Below are 18,510 nucleotides of genomic sequence, written 5' to 3'. Positions count from 1 at the left end.
GCCAATATAGCAGCCTTAAATATCGTCAAAGGCTTTGGCGATATCGCATAACTCAGAGCATGAGTCGTAGAGGTAACTGTTGGGATAATGCCCCAATGGAAAGGCTATTTAGAAGTCTAAAAACCGAATGGATACCAACTACTGGGTACCTAACCCAAACTCAGGCAAAGAAGGATATCAGTTATTACTTGATGGATTACTACAATAGGCAACGGCCTCATCAAGCAAATGATGGGCTATCGCCAGTTACTGCCGAAAATCGGCTTAAGTTAGTGTCCGGAATTTGTTGAACACTACATTATATAACTTACAAATAATTAACCTCTTCTTTCTCGCCCTGAACATAACTGCCTAGATGGGTCGAAAATTCTTGATTATCGATAAGTTCGAGTAGTTTGTGGGCAAGTTCTTTGGGGTATATGCGCTTTTCGGTAAGTTCAGATAAAGGCACCCATTCTACCTTTTGGATGTAATGCTCATCGTTTAATCCAACAAGGTTATTAAGGTGGGGCTCGCCGCGATGACTTGTCACATGGTAAAACAGCTCACAGTGGTAGCGGTTTTTCTCGGTTTCTAAAAACTCGCGCACACAAACAAGATCGCCCACGTCAATCTCTAGGCCAGCTTCTTCTTTAAACTCTCTGACTAAACACGCTTTGGAGCTTTTATCCCCCTCTTCTAAGCCACCACCGGGTGGCACCCAATATTCGCCTGTGAAGTCTTTGACTTTTAATAGCAATATCGAGTGCTGATGGATAAGAATGCCTGCCGCTCTAATTCTTTGTTTCATGACTTTTCTTCGCTCTTAGCGTAAACCTCAAAAGCGGCATTCAATAACTGCATATGAATGGGCACCAATTCACTGTGATCGCTCCGGTAGCCACCGCCGACTACACAGGCTATTGGTAGCGCGCGTTGTTTGGCCATCTCAAACATACGCTTATCGCGGGCAAAAATCGCTTGGGTGCTGATGTTAAAATAGCCTAGTTCATCTTCTTGATGGATATCCACACCTGCGTCATACAAAATCAAATCCGGTTGATGAAGATTGATCGCCATTTCCACCACCGACTCAAATGTGCTGAGAAATTCGCTATCGCTGGTCTCTTTTGGCAGAGCAATGTCCATATCTGAGTCTGGCTTTCTGGCCGGAAAGTTCTTATCACAATGAAAAGAAAGGGTAACAATCGCTTGGTTGTCTTGGCATAAAGTCGCGGTTCCATCGCCATGATGGACATCACTGTCAACGATGAGCACCTTATCTATACCCTCTTGACGCAGTGCTCGTTTGGCAGCCAACACCAAATCATTAAGCAAACAAAAGCCGCTGCCATAATCATAATGTGCGTGGTGATAACCACCGCTGAGATGGATAGCAATACCCTTTTCTATGGCAAGCTCTGCGCTCAAGCAGGTTCCACCAGCGGAGGTGAGCGTGCGCTCAATCAAGCTCTCACTCCAAGGAAAGCCAATACGCCGCATGGGCGAAACCGCTAACGTTCCGGAAAAAAGCTGCTCTATATACTGCTTGCAATGGGTTTGCTCAACTTCTTCTCTTAACAGCGGCTCGGGCTGATGGTAGCAAAACCCTGCTTGCCACTTACTATCGCTTTGGCGCTTGGTTTCGATTTTTTGATAGAGGAGCCGATATTTGTGGATCGGATACCTGTGGCCATCAGGCAAAGGGAGCTTGGAGTATATTGGGTGATAGACTAGTGGAATCATTAGGTTTTGTTGACTTTTTTGAGCGACTATCTGCGCATATTTTGATGCTTGGCATGGTAACAAGTTGTCGCCCAATTGCAAAACATGCTTAAATTGATTTGCTTAGAGCAAGACGTCTTTTGTTTCTTGATTACCCTTCCCTAACGAATAAGGATTACCCATGACTACAGTGGTTATTACTGGCGCGAACCGAGGTATAGGCTTGAGCTTGGTTAAGTATTACCTGGCCAAAAACTATCAAGTGCACGCAACGTATCGCTCGCAAAGTCATGCCAGCGAACTGTTTAAGCTCGAAAGTCCAAACTTGCATTGCTATCAGCTCGATGTCACTAACTACGCCCGTTATGAAACCCTATCAAGCCAGCTTCCTGAGATAGATATTTTAATCAACAACGCCGGATATTATGGGCCAAAAGGCTATATGTTCGGTGAAACTGATATTGAAGAATGGCGTAAGGTAATGGAAATCAATACCATAGCGCCAATGAAATTGGTTGAAGCTCTTTACCCTAACCTTGAAAGAGGCTCACTGAAAAAGATCGCCTGCATCTCTTCAAAAATGGGTAGCATGGGTGACAATACATCTGGCGGAGCCTATATCTACCGCTCTTCAAAAGCCGCGCTCAACTCTGTCGTGAAAAGCTTAAGTAACGATCTCGCCAGCCAAGGCTTCACTGTATTGGCGCTTCACCCTGGCTGGGTACTCACAGACATGGGCGGGCCGAACGCCATGATCACTACAGAGACTTCCGCTTCGGGCTTAATTGAGGTTATTGAGTCTGCAACCGCCGACAACTCTGGTGAGTTTATTAACTTCGATGGCTCGCCATTACCTTGGTGACACTAATATTTTGGTAACTGATACCTTGATAATAATGAGTTAGCTTGCGACGCGCTTTTTACCGCTGTATTTAGCGCGCCCGCCACGTTTGCGTTTATAAGCAGGCTTCTCCACTTTCGGTAAATGGCGCAGCGATTCAGGAACAGGCTGTGACTTTATTTGCTGCATCAAACCATCAATCTTGCCTTGAAGGGCCGACATAAAAGGCTGATAAGCTTGATTTCTCTCTGCCATTCCCTGCAATTGGTGCTCCCAATGGGCGGTCATATCAGGATAGGTTGATTCAGCAGGCAAAGCATGAATAAGACCTCGCCCCGCAGGTGAGCTCAAAATTGTTTTGCCTTGTCTTTTAAGAAGCTGGCGCTTAAACAAGGTATCGAGGATCCCTGCACGAGTCGCTTCAGTGCCAAGACCATCGGTCTCTTTTAGAATCTTTTTTAACTCTTTGTCAGAGACAAAACGCGCAATACCTGTCATGGCTTGCAGCAAGCTAGCTTCCGTAAAATGTTTGGGAGGCTCAGTTTTACGATCTTTGATTTTACCTTCCCGGCAAGTTAGCACACTGCCTTTGGGTAAAGGAGGAACTGTACCTACCCCTGTGTCTTCTTCATCGGTTTTACCAAGCAGCGCTTTCCACCCCGCAGAAACCAGTTGGCGCCCCTTAGCGATAAACTCACCACCAGCAATATCAAACACCAGTTTGGCTTCGGCATACACAGCCGCGGGATAGAACTGCATTAAATATTGACGCGCAATTTGCTGATAGATTTTCATCTCATTGGCGGATAACGCATTGACTGACGCTTTTTTAGGCGTGGGAATAATAGCGTGGTGAGCATCAACTTTTTTATCATTCCAAGCTTTGGATTTGAGCGTTAAGTCGGCTTGAGAGACGGCTGAATTAAGCTCTTTGGCATTATTGCTAATGGCATCACACACACTGCTTGCTTCAGAGTAATGCCCTTTGGGAAGGTAACGACAGTCAGAGCGTGGATAGGTAATGAGCTTGTGTTTTTCGTACAAGGACTGACAAGTGTCGAGAACTTGCTGAGCGCTCATACCAAAGCGTTTGGCGGCATCGATTTGTAGCGCAGACAACGAATACGGCAGCGGTGCGAACTGCTTGGTTTTTTTTTGTTCTGATTCAACCACCTTGGCTGCCTGATTGGCGATTCGGCTTGCAACATTCTCCACCAGCTTTCGATTGAGTACTCTGCCCTCTTCGTCTTGCCAAGGTCGGCAAGCCTCACTGGGTTTCCAACGAGCACGGATATCAAATTGACGCGCGCCCTCTTGATAAGGGATCAGCGCATCGAGCGTAAAATAATCCCGAGGAACAAAGTTTTCTATTTCTTCATCTCGTCGCACCACCAAGCCAAGTACTGGCGTTTGCACTCGCCCAACAGAAAGGACGCCTTGGTAGCCTGCTTGCTGGCCAAGCAAAGTATAAGCTCGTGACATATTCATGCCATACAGCCAGTCAGCACGAGAGCGCGCCAACGCTGAAATAGAAAGAGGAATAAACTCCTGATTACTACGCATTTGATTTAAGGCGCGTTTTACGGCGGGAAGGTTGAGATCACTGATCAAAAGTCGCTGCGCGCTGGTTTGCTTGGCTTTCGCCACTTTACAGTAATCTAATACTTCATCGACTAAAAGCTGCCCTTCACGATCGGGATCGCCTGCATGGATGATTTCTGTGCAGGTTTTGAGCAGCTTTTTTACCACGGTTAATTGCTTGCTGGCTGATTTTCTTGGTCTAAGCTGCCACTGCTGCGGCACTATGGGCAAATCTGCCATGTTCCACTTTTTGTATCTATCATCGTAGGCGTCAGGCTCTACTTGCTCAAGCAAATGGCCAATACACCAGGTCACCACATCGCCATTACCGCAACGAATAAAACCTTGGTCTTTTTTCTGTGGATTAGGCAGCGCTGCCGCAATAGCGCGGCCAAGGCTTGGTTTCTCGGCGATAAATAGACGCGTCATAAATAATTTCAAGCAGATACAATAAGGGCTACATTAACCAATGTAGCCCTTAGAAATCAAGAAAAACTGTAAATTTAAACAGTAGTTTCTTTACTCTTCTTCGTCTGAGCCTGCGCGCTCTGCCGCTTCTTTGATCAGTGGCTGAAGCTCACCTTTTTGGAACATCTCAATAATGATGTCACAACCGCCAATCAGCTCGCCTTCAACCCAAAGCTGAGGGAAAGTCGGCCACTGAGCGTAGGCTGGAAGCTCAGCGCGAATATCTGGGTTTTGTAGAATGTCAACGTAAGCGAACTTCTCGCCACAAGCCATCAATGCTTGAGACGCCTGAGATGAAAAGCCGCAGCTAGGTAGCTTTGGAGAACCTTTCATATACAACAGGATAGCGTTCTCTTCAATTTGCTGTTTAATTTTATCTATGGTTTCCATTGCTTCCTCTTTATATGGTATTACCGCAAATTATTGGCATATTTTAAACCATTGTCAGAGAATAAAAAGCCTATAATGTTTATGGCTTTATACCACAAGTTTATTTCATATAGAATTCTGCTGTGATGCTTTTAATAAAGTGAAAACTTGCTAAACTATAGCGCAGTTACCAAAACGACGTGGCGGACCATGGTCCACCATGATAATAAATTACACTGGAAGCAATCGAGGGAGTTTAACTCTCTCATATTTAATGGAGAATCGAGCAATGGCATTTGAACTACCAGCTCTTCCTTACGCAAAAGATGCACTAGAACCACATATCTCAGCTGAAACTCTAGATTTCCACCATGGCAAACACCACAACACTTACGTTGTTAAGCTAAATGGTCTTATTCCAGGTACTGAGTTTGAAGGTAAATCACTAGAAGAGATCATCAAGGCTTCTTCAGGTGGCGTATTCAACAACGCAGCTCAAATCTGGAACCACACTTTCTACTGGCACTGTCTTGCTCCAAATGCAGGTGGTGAGCCTACAGGTGCGGTTGCAGAAGCAATCAATGCTGCGTTTGGTTCTTTCGCAGACTTTAAAGCTAAGTTCACTGACTCAGCAATCAACAACTTCGGTTCTTCTTGGACTTGGTTGGTTAAAAAAGCGGACGGTTCTCTAGATATCGTTAACACGTCCAACGCAGCAACGCCCCTAACAGAAGCGGGTACGACTCCACTGCTTACTGTTGACTTGTGGGAACACGCTTACTACATCGATTACCGCAATGTTCGTCCTGATTACATGAACGGTTTCTGGGCGCTAGTAAACTGGGATTTTGTTGCACAGAATCTAGCAAAATAATTCTGCTACCAGTCTCTAACGCTTATTGCGTATCAAAAGCCAGCACTTGCTGGCTTTTTTCTTTTCTGTTCAACCATTTCACTAAAGTTTGTCTGGGTGTCGCCGTTACATAAGCATCAAGCGAGGTAAGATGCAAACTCAGATTCATACATTAGACAAAGCGGGAATAATTAACGAACTTCAGTTCGGTGATGGGATTAACCATGCCGTTCACGAAGGGCGTCGTGCTGACTTTGCTTTGATTCTGTCGATGTTCTCTGATGATGTTAGAGATAATACCCCTCTTGAAATAGTGGAAGAAATAGACACAACAGAAGAGGCCTTAAGACGCCGCTTTGAATTATCACCACCTCAAAAACTTCGCTCCAACCAAGAATCTTATCCAGTAGCGGCCACTCAAGCTGAGCTATTCCACTCTTGTGGCCTGCCAAGCGCCAAACTGAGTCACTACCTCAAACCTGATGCTTTGGCTTATCTACCGGAAGACACATTCAATCTTCCCGAAGACGTCTATCACAACCTATCAGGGCACCAACGTCGCCAATTAGGTGAGACTGGCAGCAAATCTATCATGCCAATCGATCTTTACAATCAGTTGGTCACAGCCCAAAGAAACTTCCAAATTCAAACACAAGTTTAAAGATCTATTCAGATCACAATTACTTTCATATCACTCATTTATTAATCAACAAGTTTCTCATAAATGTGAATGAGCGCAAGTTATTTAATTTAACCCCAAGATATACACAAGTTATTTGACCTTATTCACACCAAACGCACAATTAATCTACCATGATATGTGGACAAACTTTCAAGGCCACCAATGGAGGCACAGTGTATGGACATAAAAAGTGCTGTAATATTAATAACTTCCGCAGGAACTCAACTCGGCAGCACCCTAGCTATGCACTTTGCATCTCTTGATGGAATTGTCATTCTTTGTGATACCAATAAATCCCAATTAAATGAAACTTTTGAGCGATGCAGAAAAATTTCATCGAATATTTATCAGCATGCAATGAATGATCATTCTTTAGATAGCATTAACTCATTGTTTAACTTTATTGATCAATCCGTTCATCAATCCCCTGATGTACTGATCAATGCACTCACCAGCCAAACCATGCCAAAATTTTTTGATGAAAAAGCCAGCGATATTTTCACTCAGCATCTATCTTTGATGGCCGCCACTTTATTTACCTTTGGTCAGGCGACTGCTGAAAGAATGCGCCAAGACAAAAAAAATGGTGTGATTGTCAATGTAATTGCTCACGCGGATTACAGTGATATGTCTGGGTTTGAAAATGCAACCTCTATGGTCGCAGGTTTCACCCAAAGCTGGGCAAAAGAGCTTAACCCATTCAATATTCGTGTTGGAGGAGTGGTGCCTTGCTATGAACAGCAAAATATCCACTGGGCGAAGATACGTGATGAGTTAATTAGAAATACCGAATATATTGTCTCTAACGATTACTTCAGCGGCCGAGTTATGGCCGCCTAGTCAGATATTCGTCAAACACTTTACTGGTTCGCTAAGGTTTTGAGCAGCTTTTCTGAGGCTTGTTCAATCAAATCGACAACCAGTTCAAAGCCATTGTCCCCGCCATAATAAGGGTCAGGGATTTCTTCGTGCTTGGTCTCACCATAGCTAAGAAACAGCTGCAATTTGTTTCGATACTCAACCGGACATTGCGCGTGTAAATCGGCAAGATTGTCCTTGTCAGCAGCCAAAATTAAATCAAAGTAAGCGAAGTCCTCATCAACAACTTGACGTGATACTATCCCTTTAAATGAATAGCCTCGGCGCTCACCAACCGCTTTGGAGCGGGGATCAGGAGGATTGCCTTGGTGATACCCTATCGTTCCTGCTGAATCGACCTCAATATCAAGACCCATGCGCTCAGCTTTCGCTCTTAGAATTGCCTCGCCTGTTGGTGAACGACAGATATTGCCCATACAAACAACGAGTATTTTCTTGGCCATATTTTCCTTTTCCTTACAAAGCCATGGTTTTTTGCACCACTGTGAATGCGTTATCATAGACACAGTTTTTAAAATTAAAAAGGACTTCCCGTGACATCTGATAGCCAGAAACAAGAACGCCATCAGGCAAGACAACAAAAAGTGAAGCAACAAGTCGATGCGAGAGTTGCAGCAGCACAAGATGAAAAAGGTCTGCTACTTATTATTACTGGTAATGGCAAAGGTAAATCGACCTCGGGGTTTGGAACCATAGCCCGCGCCGTTGGCCACGGCTTAACTTGCTCAGTCGCTCAATTTATCAAAGGCACTTGGGATAACGGCGAGCGCAATTTGCTGGAAAAGCTTGGCGTCAAATTTCAAGTGATGGCAACTGGCTTTACTTGGGAAACACAAGATAAAGAACTCGATACCCAAGCAGCGCAGGTAGTTTGGCAAGAGTGTAAACGTATGCTCAGCGACGCTTCGATAGACGTGATTTTGCTTGATGAACTGACTTATATGGTTAGCTACGGCTATATCGACTTAGAGGAAGTGGTTGACGCTCTAAACAACAGACCGCCGATGCAGTCAGTTATTATCACTGGGCGCGGAGCACATCGCACTCTGATTGAAATGGCCGATACTGTGTCTGAGGTTAAGAATGTGAAACATGCGTTTGACTCCGGAGTCAAAGCGCTAAAAGGGGTTGATTGGTAACTGTCTTAAAATAAAAGCGCCCAACTGGGCGCTTTACTCAAAGCTTGTTCGTAACTAATGCAGCTTAGTTAAACAACCCTTTAATCAGGCTGTTAACCGCATCCTTAGTCTTTTGATCTTTTATCTTATCGCCGAGTTTCTCGTCTAGCTTTTTCAAACCACGGTCGACTTCTTTTTCGACTTTCTGTTTCAATACATCGTCAAAAACCAGCTTAAATTTAGGTTTTTCCCAAGAACCAGAAATGTTAATTGGAATGGTCACATCTCTTAGCTCATCAATACTCTTACCACCTTGGCCTTCCAGTGAGCCGACAACCGACGTACTGACCGTAAAGTTAACGGTTTGCTCGATGTAGTTTGCACTGCCATTTCCTCGGATACGCAGCAGTGGCGATTGCATTGATAAATCATTGGTCGAAACAACACCTTTATTAAGTTTTAAGGTCGCTTTCATCGCACTAAAATCGGTTTTTTGTGCTTCTTTAGAAGGCTCGGCTTTTTGGCCTTTAAACTTGGCGTAGTTTTCACGAATCAACTGAGCTACGTTGATGCCATTCACCGCACCATCTGTAAAGTTAATGACCACAGTACCAACTAAATTCTTTTGAATCCCTGTTGGAGTGAGACTTCGGCCTTTAACATCTACATCAATGTTACCTGTACCTTCTAACTTATCATTGTTAGCCACATCGGAAAGCAAAGGCTGAACCTTAACACCTTTTATGCGCTTTTTGACCGTATAACTCGCTGGGCTTTTTCTTGCATCCAGTTTTGCAGAAGCCGTAATAGAGCCCTGGTACAGATTGGAGGAAAAAGACGTCAGCTCAGCAATACCACGATTGACATAGAAACTGGTTTTGACCTTTTCCATCTTGGCGTTACTGGCCTTAAATTTATCAATGGTGATATCGCCTTTGATATCTAGAGACTTAAGTGCGGATAAATCGGGTTCAACTTCTGGTTGAGTTGACGCCTTTTGCGCACTGTTTTGGCTTGGTGCTGCCTCTGGTTTTTCCGTCGATGCTTTGTCAGCCTTTGCTGTATCAAGCCCGAGAAATTCATCCAAATCGATATTTGGGCTATGCAGTGAAAAACGCACTTTAGGAATATCACCTAAGGTCACATTGGCTTTACCATCAAATGCCAAGGCGTTAGCGGTTAGCTTCTCTAAAACAAAACTTAAGTGGCTTTTGGTTAAGTCAAAAGATAAGTCGGAGACCATATCGACTTTCATTGGAGATTGCGGCAGAGTCTTCCCTTTAAACGTTGCATCAAGGGTTAACTTGTCCATCAACACTTTTGAGATCGCTGTGTCGACAGTCAAACTGCCGCTGCCTTGCATTTCAATGTCGAGATCTGCAGCGCGCCCCACCAAGTGATAAGTCAAAGCATTGGCTTTATCAAAATCAAATGTCTCCAAGCCTAGTTTGATCGAGTCAAACTTATTCGCTGGATCACTAAAGCCCGCATTGAGTTCTATGCTGCGCAATGAATACTCGGCAAAACCTTTCGCTAACTTAAATTCAGCGCTCCCCTGTGCATTGAACTTCTGTTGATTGTTCTCACCTTTCACCGCGAAATCAGCACGGGTCCAGGAATCAATAGCAAACTCGGACAAGTTAAGAGAAACATCATACAACTTGGTGTACGAGCCTGCCTGTTTATCCTGAATTTCAATCGCAGTGTTAGATATGGTCACACCGGCAAGGTTAAGGCTCCAGTCGGACGCTGGTTTCTCTGTCGTGTCAGTTGGCGAAGACTCTGCTGGAGTATCAGTGGCAGCCGGCTCTTCTGATTCTGCTTGTTCTGTCTGCGCTTTGGTTAACGCATCAGTGTTCTTGCGGCCATCTTTAAGTGTCTCAAGATAGAACTCCGCACCATCAAGGGTAATATTACCGATTTCAAGTTGCTGGTTTAAAAGCGGTGAAACTGACACATCGATGCCAACCGTATCAACTTTGAATAAATTCGGTTTAGAAAACCCTTGTGGGTTTCTCAGTTCTGTCTTGCCTAACTCAAAACCAAGCGATGGAAAAAACTTCCAGCTGATGTCACCTTCTATTACCAACTCCAAACCAGTGTGTTTTTGAGTTTGCTCAACGATAAGTGGCTTAAACTGATTGGGGTTGACGAAAAGTACCAGCGCTACAATCGCGCCAAGCAGCACGATGATTGGAATGGCAATAAATAGGAACAGTTTCTTCATCAGAATTATCCTTGCTATTCAGAGTTGTCGTAGATTGGCCAATACATCCAAAAGCGAACTTGGGTGATAAGGCTTATTACAGATAAAAAGAAAGTGGCACCTAAGGTGCCACTTCTTACGGAAAAAATAAAGCGCTTGAATAGGATTAAGGCTTAAGCTTTCAAAAGTTTTGCAATATGCGCTTTTAAAACATCAATCGCGATGCGATTTTTACCGCCACGAGGCACAATAATATCTGCGTGTTGCTTAGATGGCTCGATAAACTGCATGAACATAGGTCGTACTGTTTCCTGGTACTGTTTTAAAACAGACTCCATGGTACGGCCCCGTTCTTCTACGTCACGTCTCACACGGCGAAGTAAACAAATATCTAGCGGTGTATCCATAAACACAGTCGCGTGCATAAGTTCACGTAAACGAGGGTCTGTCAGAAGAAGGATCCCTTCGAGAATGATGACTTTCTTCGGTGTCATCAAGGTCGTATTTTCTGTACGCGTATGCTCTGAATAGCTGTATTCAGGCACTTCAACTGCATCACCTTTGGTCAGCGTTTTTAAATGCTCACATAATAAGTCATGGTCTAATGCGTTCGGGTGGTCGTAGTTGGTTTTAACACGCTCTTCCATGCTCAGGTGGCCCTGATCGTTGTAGTAGCAATCTTCCGTAATTACACCAATTTGATGATCGCCTACTTTTTCACGAAGTTCATTATAGATAGTACTAGCGATTAAACTTTTTCCAGAAGCCGATGCGCCAGCAATACCGACGATGACGCATTGATTATTATCAGACATTATTCTTGCACCCGATGAATTGAATTGGTGTCGTGTTCTAATACTCAAACTGGACAAAATATGCCCATAAAGTACTAGTGTGTAATATATAAACCGCCTGATTATAGGGAGTTCGCCTTTGACATGCTAGTGAGGATTTCATCCCAATGACTAATTAGAAGCAATAACGGTAACGCAAACGATTACCGCATATACCTCAAATTGAGTATTGTCCTAAAAGCCACAACAAGTATTAACACTAACGCAAAGAAACATTAATCAAGCATTGTAAACTGAATAGACTGAGGTTTTTCTTTTCCGTGCCAATACATTCTTGTACACACAGACTCTGCTAACTGAATATAGTCCGCCGCTTGTTCTGAATCTGGTCTTGCGACAACGCTTGGACAGCCATTATCTGTGTCTTCTCTTAACGAAATATGTAAAGGGATTTGAGCGAGTAAATCGAGGCCAAACTCGCTAGCCATTTTTTGCGCTCCTCCGACGCCAAAAATGGCTTCTTTTCCACCGCAATGGCTGCAAATGTGATAGCTCATATTCTCAACCAGCCCAATCACTGGTACCTGCACTTTTTCAAACATAGCTGCACCTTTGCGCGCATCCGCCAGCGCAAGATCTTGTGGCGTGGTGATAATCACCGCCCCTGTCACTGGCACCTGCTGAGCTAGGGTTAGCTGGATATCACCTGTACCTGGCGGCATATCAATCACAAGGTAGTCGAGCTCTGGCCACTCGGTTTCATTAAGCAGTTGAGCGAGAGCTTTCGAAGCCATTGGGCCGCGCCAAATTGCCGCTTCATCTTTTGACACTAAATATCCAATAGAGTGGGTATAAATACCATGCGCCAATATAGGCTGCATCCACTTATCATCTTTAACTTGGGGAGAAGCGCCCTGTTGTCCAATCATAAGAGGCACGGAAGGACCATAAATATCCGCATCCAACAAACCGACTTTTACACCGGATTTTGCGATCGCAAGCGCAAGGTTGACGGCTGTAGTTGACTTGCCGACCCCTCCCTTTGCTGAAGTGACGGCAATAATATTTTTAACGCCGCTTACCTCATGACTGACATGAGTTTGCAAAGCCTTTGGCTGCACAATTATTTCATACTCAACTGGGGCAATTTGTCCATTGCAATGTTGCGACTCTATCCAGCTCGATAAGCTTTCTACTAGTGACGATGCCGCAAAGGGTATAGATACAGTGAGCTTGGTCGCTGTGACCGAAACCATACCCGGCACACTAGCCCATTCTTGAGTAAGACTTGGATGCTCAAACTGATTAAGCCAACGGCAAAATTCTTCTGTGTTCGACAATTGACGCATAGGTCCTCCTTATGCCTCTAATCCTAGCATTGCTCTTTAATGGACTGAACCCTGAAAAAACTAAGGTATTCGAGCAGATGATACCTTGGAGTCGTAATGTGGATAAGGTAGTATTAGGGTCAATTTTTTATATCTATCAGAAAAGCGAATATTAAGTATGGCAAACGATCAAAGAAACCTTGATCCAAGGAAACTGCTGGTAACTTGTGCCCTTCCGTATGCTAATGGTTCGATCCACTTAGGTCATATGCTTGAACACATTCAGGCTGATATCTGGGTTCGCTACCAACGCCTACGTGGTAACACGGTAAACTTCATCTGTGCTGACGATGCCCACGGCACGCCAATTATGCTAAAAGCACAACAGATGGGAATCACACCAGAAGAGATGATCGCTGCCGTTAGTGAAGAGCACCAAAAAGACTTCGCTGGTTTCGATATTAGCTTTGATAACTACCACAGTACTCATTCTGAAGAAAACAAGCAGCTCGCGTCACACATCTATTTGGAACTGAAGAAAAACGGTTTTATCTCTAGCCGCACGATTTCTCAGCTATTTGATCCAGAAAAAGAAATGTTCCTACCTGATCGTTTTGTTAAAGGCACTTGCCCTAAGTGTAAATCTGACGATCAGTACGGCGATAACTGTGACAGCTGCGGCGCAACCTATAGCACGACTGAACTGATTGACCCCAAATCAGCGGTCTCCGGCGCAACGCCAGTGATGAAAGACTCTGAGCATTTCTTCTTTGATTTGCCACAGTTTGAAAGCATGCTCCAAGAGTGGACTCGCTCAGGCTCACTGCAAGCCGAAACGGCCAATAAGATGCAAGAATGGTTTGAATCAGGCCTGCAACAATGGGATATCTCTCGCGATGCCCCTTATTTCGGTTTTGAAATTCCGGGAGAAAAAGACAAATTCTTTTATGTTTGGCTCGATGCACCTATCGGCTACATGGGCTCATTTAAGAACCTATGCGATAAACGCAGTGATTTAGACTTTGACGAATACTGGAAGAAAGACAGCACAACTGAGCTTTATCACTTCATTGGTAAAGACATCGTTTATTTCCACTCTTTATTCTGGCCTGCCATGCTCGAAGGCAGTGGTTTCCGTAAACCAAATAATGTGTTTGTTCACGGCTACGTCACTGTTAACGGTGCCAAAATGTCTAAATCGAAAGGCACATTTGTTAAAGCCAGCACTTATCTTGATCATCTCGATCCTGAATGCCTGCGTTACTACTATGCGGCCAAACTCAACAGCCGTATCGATGACCTAGACCTTAACCTTGAGGACTTTACTCAACGTGTTAACGCTGACGTAGTAAATAAAATTGTTAACCTTGCGTCGCGCAATGCTGGCTTTATCACAAAACGCTTCGAGGGTAAGCTTTCTGATGAATTTGCAGAGCCAGAATTGTACCAAGAGTTTGTTGCCGCGGCCGATCGCATAGCCGAGCTTTACGAAACGCGTGAATTTGGCCGTGCAATACGTGAAGTAACCGCACTGGCTGACAAAGCCAACCAATATGTTGACGAAAAAGCACCTTGGGTTGTGGCGAAAGAGGAAGGCAAAGATCAACTGCTACAAGATATTTGTTCTGTCGGTATTAATTTGTTCCGCGTGCTCATGACTTACCTCAAGCCTGTGATGCCTGCTCTAGCCGCACGTACAGAAGCTTTCCTAAATGAAGAGCTAACGTGGGAAGGAATAGCCAAGCCATTAACAGGTCATGAAATCACCAAATTCAAGGCTCTGTTTAATCGTATCGATCCGAAAAAGGTTGAGGCTATGATTGAAGCATCAAAACAAGATGCCGCTGCAGAAATGGCAGCCAAAGAAAAAGCTGAAGCCGCTAAGAATCAAGCAAGCCAAACTGAATTGGATAAAGATCCGATTGCAGAAGAAATAGATTTCGATGCTTTCGCCGCTGTTGATATGCGTATCGCTCGTATTATCTCCTGCGAGGAAGTACCAAAAGCGAACAAACTATTGAAGTTTCAGCTTGATATCGGTGGCGAGACTCGTCAGGTTTTCTCCGGCATTAAGTCGGCATACAAGCCAGAAGAACTTGAAGGTAAGTTGACCGTTATGGTTGCAAACCTTAAGCCTCGTAAAATGAAGTTTGGTATGTCAGAAGGTATGATTTTGGCTGCTGGACCTGGTGGAAGCGATCTTTGGATTCTAGAACCTCATGAAGGTGCTCAACCTGGCATGCGCGTCATGTAATAACGCTTAATAGTATTACTTTAGAGCCCTGCTCTAAATTGAAGTGACCCCCAATAGTTGGACACCAATTATTGGGGGTCACTTCAAAGAGTAAGGCTTAAACTGCAATATTAGTCTTGAAGCATCTTACGCGCGGCCTCAACAACCACTTTAATTGAACGAGCTTCCGTTTCTTTCAAGGTTGAGTGATCGGGGATTTCTTTTTGAGAACGGTTGATAATGACTCCTGCTACACAGCCTGCTTTAAGGCCAGAACTTGCACACATTGTCAGTAAAGTCGCTGATTCCATCTCAAAATTCAGAACACCCATATCTTGCCATTCTTTCATTGAGCCTTGAAAACGTCTTACTACGCGGCCAGAGAAAGTATCATAGCGCTCTTGCCCAGGATAAAAAGTATCACTAGAGGCGGTCACACCCATATGAACTTTGGCACCAGACTCTTCAACTGCAGCTTTCATTGCCGTCGCAACCTCAAAGTCAGCCACTGCTGGAAATTCCATTGGAGCAAAGTGCAAGCTGGCGCCATCTAGGCGAACTGAAGCTGTGGATACTATCATGTCTCCCACCTTCACATGTGGTTGGATAGCACCAGTAGTACCAACACGTAAGAAAGTATTGATACCAAGCTGAGCCAACTCTTCAACCGCGATAGAAGTAGAAGGACCACCAATACCGGTAGAGCAGACAATAACGGGGTTGCCATCAAGCTCGGCACGGTAAAGTGTGTACTCACGATGACTAGCCAAAAATACAGGATTATCCATTTGTTCAGCAATTTTTTGAACGCGAGCAGGATCACCTGGGATAATTGCTAGCTTGGCATCAGCAAGATCGTCTTGAGTGACTCCTAAATGGAATACAGCTTGAGACATAAAATAGCTCCTTTTATAACGAAATAGGTGGCGTTGCCTATCTTTTCGTTTTATTTATTTGGTTGGGTACAGGGCGTAATGTATCCAACTGAACCAATTTTAATGGTGACTCGAGTCACAAATAATTGACATCTCACTATCTTCATTGCAAATAAAATCGTTTTGCATCACACTTTATCGTCTTATTAATGCCTAGATTACATAAAAAAGCCTGAGAAGATCTATCAGGCTTGGTTGTGTAACTAAACACCTATGCTTGTGGCCTAAACTTGAGTAGCCTGAGTGCATTAAGGGTCACGATCGCAGTTGCGCCACTATCAGCGAGAACTGCCACCCAAAGCCCAGTAATACCAAGCAAACTGGTGACAAGAAAGATACCCTTAAGCCCCAGCGCAAGAGCAATGTTCTGACGTATATTGTTGAGCGTTGCACGAGACAACTCAATCATACTAGCCAACTCTACCAAACGATTATGCGTGATAGCGGCGTCCGCGGTCTCAAGTGCCACATCTGTTCCTCCACCCATAGCAATACCAATGCTGGATGCTTTCATCGCAGGTGCATCGTTGATGCCATCACCAACCATGGCTACATTTCCTGTTGATGACAACCTCTCAACATAAGTCACTTTATCTTGTGGTAGCAATCCGGCTTTGTAGTCGATACCTATCAATGAGCTAATGGCCTTTGCACTGCGAGCATTGTCTCCAGTCAGCATAATTGCATTAACGCCAAGATTCTTGAGCGCCTGAACAGCATCCGCCGAGTCTTCTCTCAAGGTATCTTGCCAAGCAATGAGGCCAATAACCGTATTATCACCTTGAGTTGCCACCACCACTGTTTTGCCCTGCTGTTCTAACTGACGCACTTCCTCGGCGACATCACTCGACAATACAAAACCGATCTTGCTTGGCGCGATAGCCTGATACTCAACTCCATCTACCAAACCACGAACACCAAGACCTATTAGCGCTTGTTTGTCATCTGCCTCAGGGATCTCGATGCCAGATGACTTGGCTTTATTTACCAGTGACAGAGCAAGTGGGTGGGTAGAGCCAACTTCAATGGCGGCAATATTGCGCAAAAGCTCTGCTAACTCAACATTACCTATGGCAATAATATCTGTGACTTCAGGTTTCCCCTTTGTCAGAGTACCCGTTTTATCAAAGGCAACGGTTTCTATTTTACCCAGCTGCTCAAGTGCTGCGCCGCCTTTGATTAAAGCGCCTCGTTTAGCGCCAGCCGCAAGCCCAGATGTAATGGCTGCAGGTGTGGAAATCACCAGAGCACACGGACAAGCGATAAGCAGCAAAGCGAGTCCTCGATAGACCCAGGTTTCCCAAGGCTGGGCAAAAAATAGCGGCGGTACAAGAATAACCACTAAAGATACCAACATCATTAAGGGCGTATACCAACGACTAAACTTGTCGAGAAAGCGCTCTAGTGGTGCTTTGCGCGATTCTGCTTCCTCAATAAGATGCAAAATTCGATCAATAGCATTTTCCCCTTGCTTAGAGGTGATCACAAAGCGAACCACTTTATCAACCACTACTGCGCCGGCCATCACTGAATCATTTTCAATACGTTCAACTGGTAGTGATTCTCCGGTTAATGCACTTTCATCAAAACTTGCGGTGTGTCCTATCAGTTTTCCATCAGCTGGGAGCCTAGCCCCTGGTGAAACTTCAATAATGTCGCCAGGTTGTAGTTCACTAGCAGACACCTCAACACGCTCATCATTGATTATTTTTGTCGCGGTTTCAGGCACCAACTCCATCAATGACTGAACACCGCTCCGCGCTCGAGAAGCGGCAAATGCTTCTAAACATTCACCAATCATGAACAGCAAAAGTACCATCGCAGCTTCCGCTGTTTCACCAAGATAGAGAGCGCCTATAGCAGCAACACTCATTAGCGTTTCTATCGCAAATGGAGTCCCTGATTTAGCCAACTGGAGGGCTTTTTTACCAATTGGATATAGGCCAGCTAAACAGGTTAATGTAAACATCCACTCACTGAATACAGGAGATATGGGTTTAAGAAGTGCTGCGATAGCCATAGATAATGCAATCGCAATAATCGAAGAATTTTGTTTAACTACGGATTTCCAACCTAAGTTAGGCTGCGGCTTTGTTGAAGACAAGTCGCTGTTATAACGAAAGCCTGCATCCTGAATGGCTTGTTCAACGTTATCGGCAGTACTTTTGTTATCTAGCTTGACCACAAGTTTTTCTGTGGCAAATAAAACTTTGGCGTCCATGACACCAGCAACTTTATTAACCGCTGTTTCAATTTTTTTTGCGCATGACGGACAGTCCATGCCCGTAATTTTCCAACTGTGAGTGTGACCTTTTTTCTTCACCCCTATGGGATCGCTTTCCTCATCGGAAGACTGAGCTCCACTAGAACAGTTATCTGAACTGCAACATCCAGAATCAACCTCACTGATCCCTTCCATTTGTATGTTAGCTATTTTAGGGTTCGAGCAAGAAGCTTCATGACTAGGATTGAAGGCCACTTTAGCTGAGCGACATGCATGATGTTTAGTGCACATAATA

Annotated in this window: 17 protein-coding genes; 7 read left to right on the top strand and 10 right to left on the bottom strand. The window is 44.5% G+C overall.

The window, feature by feature from the left end:
• A partial coding sequence (locus DPF90_RS19310) for an integrase core domain-containing protein (RefSeq protein WP_162814014.1) occupies positions 1-290 on the top strand: 290 nt, incomplete at its 5' end.
• 17 nt (positions 291-307) lie between these two features.
• On the opposite strand, the gene DPF90_RS19305 is transcribed toward DPF90_RS19310, so the two are convergent.
• Both DPF90_RS19305 and DPF90_RS19300 read right to left on the bottom strand, forming a co-directional pair.
• Positions 308-790, bottom strand: a complete 483-nt coding sequence (locus DPF90_RS19305; RefSeq protein ID WP_114787935.1) for an NUDIX domain-containing protein — start codon at positions 788-790, stop codon at positions 308-310.
• Entirely contained in the window at positions 787-1,725 is a 939-nt protein-coding gene (locus tag DPF90_RS19300) for a histone deacetylase family protein (protein WP_114787937.1), read from the bottom strand. The genes DPF90_RS19305 and DPF90_RS19300 overlap by 4 nt, the downstream gene beginning before the upstream one ends.
• Positions 1,726-1,885: 160 nt before the next feature.
• Between DPF90_RS19300 and DPF90_RS19295 the strand changes: the two genes are divergently transcribed.
• Entirely contained in the window at positions 1,886-2,566 is a 681-nt protein-coding gene (locus DPF90_RS19295; RefSeq protein WP_114787934.1) for an SDR family oxidoreductase, read from the top strand.
• Between the two features lie 39 nt (positions 2,567-2,605).
• Here DPF90_RS19295 and DPF90_RS19290 read toward each other — a convergent pair whose 3' ends face one another.
• Both DPF90_RS19290 and DPF90_RS19285 read right to left on the bottom strand, forming a co-directional pair.
• The gene (locus DPF90_RS19290; protein WP_114787933.1) at positions 2,606-4,555 is read right to left on the bottom strand and encodes a DNA topoisomerase III; all 1,950 of its coding nucleotides are present in this window, start codon (positions 4,553-4,555) and stop codon (positions 2,606-2,608) included.
• A gap of 90 nt (positions 4,556-4,645) precedes the next feature.
• A complete protein-coding gene (locus DPF90_RS19285; protein WP_114787932.1) occupies positions 4,646-4,984 on the bottom strand; it encodes a Grx4 family monothiol glutaredoxin in 339 nt (112 codons plus the stop codon).
• A 268-nt stretch (positions 4,985-5,252) separates the two neighbouring features.
• On the opposite strand from DPF90_RS19285, the gene sodB reads away from it, so the two are divergent.
• The 3 genes from sodB (at position 5,253) to DPF90_RS19270 (ending at position 7,338) form a co-directional block, all read left to right on the top strand.
• Positions 5,253-5,837 (top strand): superoxide dismutase [Fe], encoded by a 585-nt coding sequence (gene sodB / locus DPF90_RS19280; RefSeq protein ID WP_114787931.1) that lies wholly within the window; start codon positions 5,253-5,255, stop codon positions 5,835-5,837.
• 130 nt (positions 5,838-5,967) lie between these two features.
• Entirely contained in the window at positions 5,968-6,477 is a 510-nt protein-coding gene (locus DPF90_RS19275; protein WP_114787930.1) for a VC2046/SO_2500 family protein, read from the top strand.
• A gap of 198 nt (positions 6,478-6,675) precedes the next feature.
• Complete coding sequence (locus tag DPF90_RS19270; protein ID WP_114787929.1) at positions 6,676-7,338, top strand: SDR family oxidoreductase; 663 nt, start codon at positions 6,676-6,678, stop codon at positions 7,336-7,338.
• A gap of 20 nt (positions 7,339-7,358) precedes the next feature.
• Here the strand turns inward: DPF90_RS19270 and DPF90_RS19265 are convergent, their stop codons facing one another.
• Positions 7,359-7,820, bottom strand: a complete 462-nt coding sequence (locus DPF90_RS19265; protein WP_240314546.1) for a low molecular weight protein-tyrosine-phosphatase — start codon at positions 7,818-7,820, stop codon at positions 7,359-7,361.
• 90 nt (positions 7,821-7,910) lie between these two features.
• On the opposite strand from DPF90_RS19265, the gene cobO reads away from it, so the two are divergent.
• Positions 7,911-8,516, top strand: coding sequence for a cob(I)yrinic acid a,c-diamide adenosyltransferase (gene cobO, locus DPF90_RS19260; protein WP_114787928.1), 606 nt, complete (start codon positions 7,911-7,913; stop codon positions 8,514-8,516).
• Between the two features lie 64 nt (positions 8,517-8,580).
• Here cobO and DPF90_RS19255 read toward each other — a convergent pair whose 3' ends face one another.
• The 3 genes from DPF90_RS19255 to apbC form a co-directional block, all read right to left on the bottom strand.
• Complete coding sequence (locus DPF90_RS19255; protein ID WP_114787927.1) at positions 8,581-10,722, bottom strand: AsmA family protein; 2,142 nt, start codon at positions 10,720-10,722, stop codon at positions 8,581-8,583.
• Between the two features lie 152 nt (positions 10,723-10,874).
• Positions 10,875-11,516 (bottom strand): uridine kinase, encoded by a 642-nt coding sequence (gene udk, locus DPF90_RS19250; RefSeq protein WP_114787926.1) that lies wholly within the window; start codon positions 11,514-11,516, stop codon positions 10,875-10,877.
• Positions 11,517-11,770: 254 nt separating this feature from the next.
• Complete coding sequence (apbC, locus tag DPF90_RS19245) at positions 11,771-12,844, bottom strand: iron-sulfur cluster carrier protein ApbC (protein ID WP_114787925.1); 1,074 nt, start codon at positions 12,842-12,844, stop codon at positions 11,771-11,773.
• Positions 12,845-13,001: 157 nt separating this feature from the next.
• On the opposite strand from apbC, the gene metG reads away from it, so the two are divergent.
• Positions 13,002-15,077, top strand: a complete 2,076-nt coding sequence (metG, locus tag DPF90_RS19240; RefSeq protein WP_114787924.1) for a methionine--tRNA ligase — start codon at positions 13,002-13,004, stop codon at positions 15,075-15,077.
• Between the two features lie 110 nt (positions 15,078-15,187).
• Here the strand turns inward: metG and udp are convergent, their stop codons facing one another.
• Positions 15,188-15,952 (bottom strand): uridine phosphorylase, encoded by a 765-nt coding sequence (udp, locus tag DPF90_RS19235; RefSeq protein WP_114787923.1) that lies wholly within the window; start codon positions 15,950-15,952, stop codon positions 15,188-15,190.
• 250 nt (positions 15,953-16,202) lie between these two features.
• Complete coding sequence (locus DPF90_RS19230; protein WP_114787922.1) at positions 16,203-18,506, bottom strand: zinc/cadmium/mercury/lead-transporting ATPase; 2,304 nt, start codon at positions 18,504-18,506, stop codon at positions 16,203-16,205.
• Between the last annotated feature and the right edge of the window lie 4 nt (positions 18,507-18,510).

It is taken from the genome of Vibrio tetraodonis (assembly GCF_003350295.1).
GTDB lineage: Bacteria > Pseudomonadota > Gammaproteobacteria > Enterobacterales > Vibrionaceae > Vibrio > Vibrio tetraodonis.
Note: the sequence above shows the minus strand (reverse complement) of the source record. Positions and strands in the feature narration are given on the sequence as shown.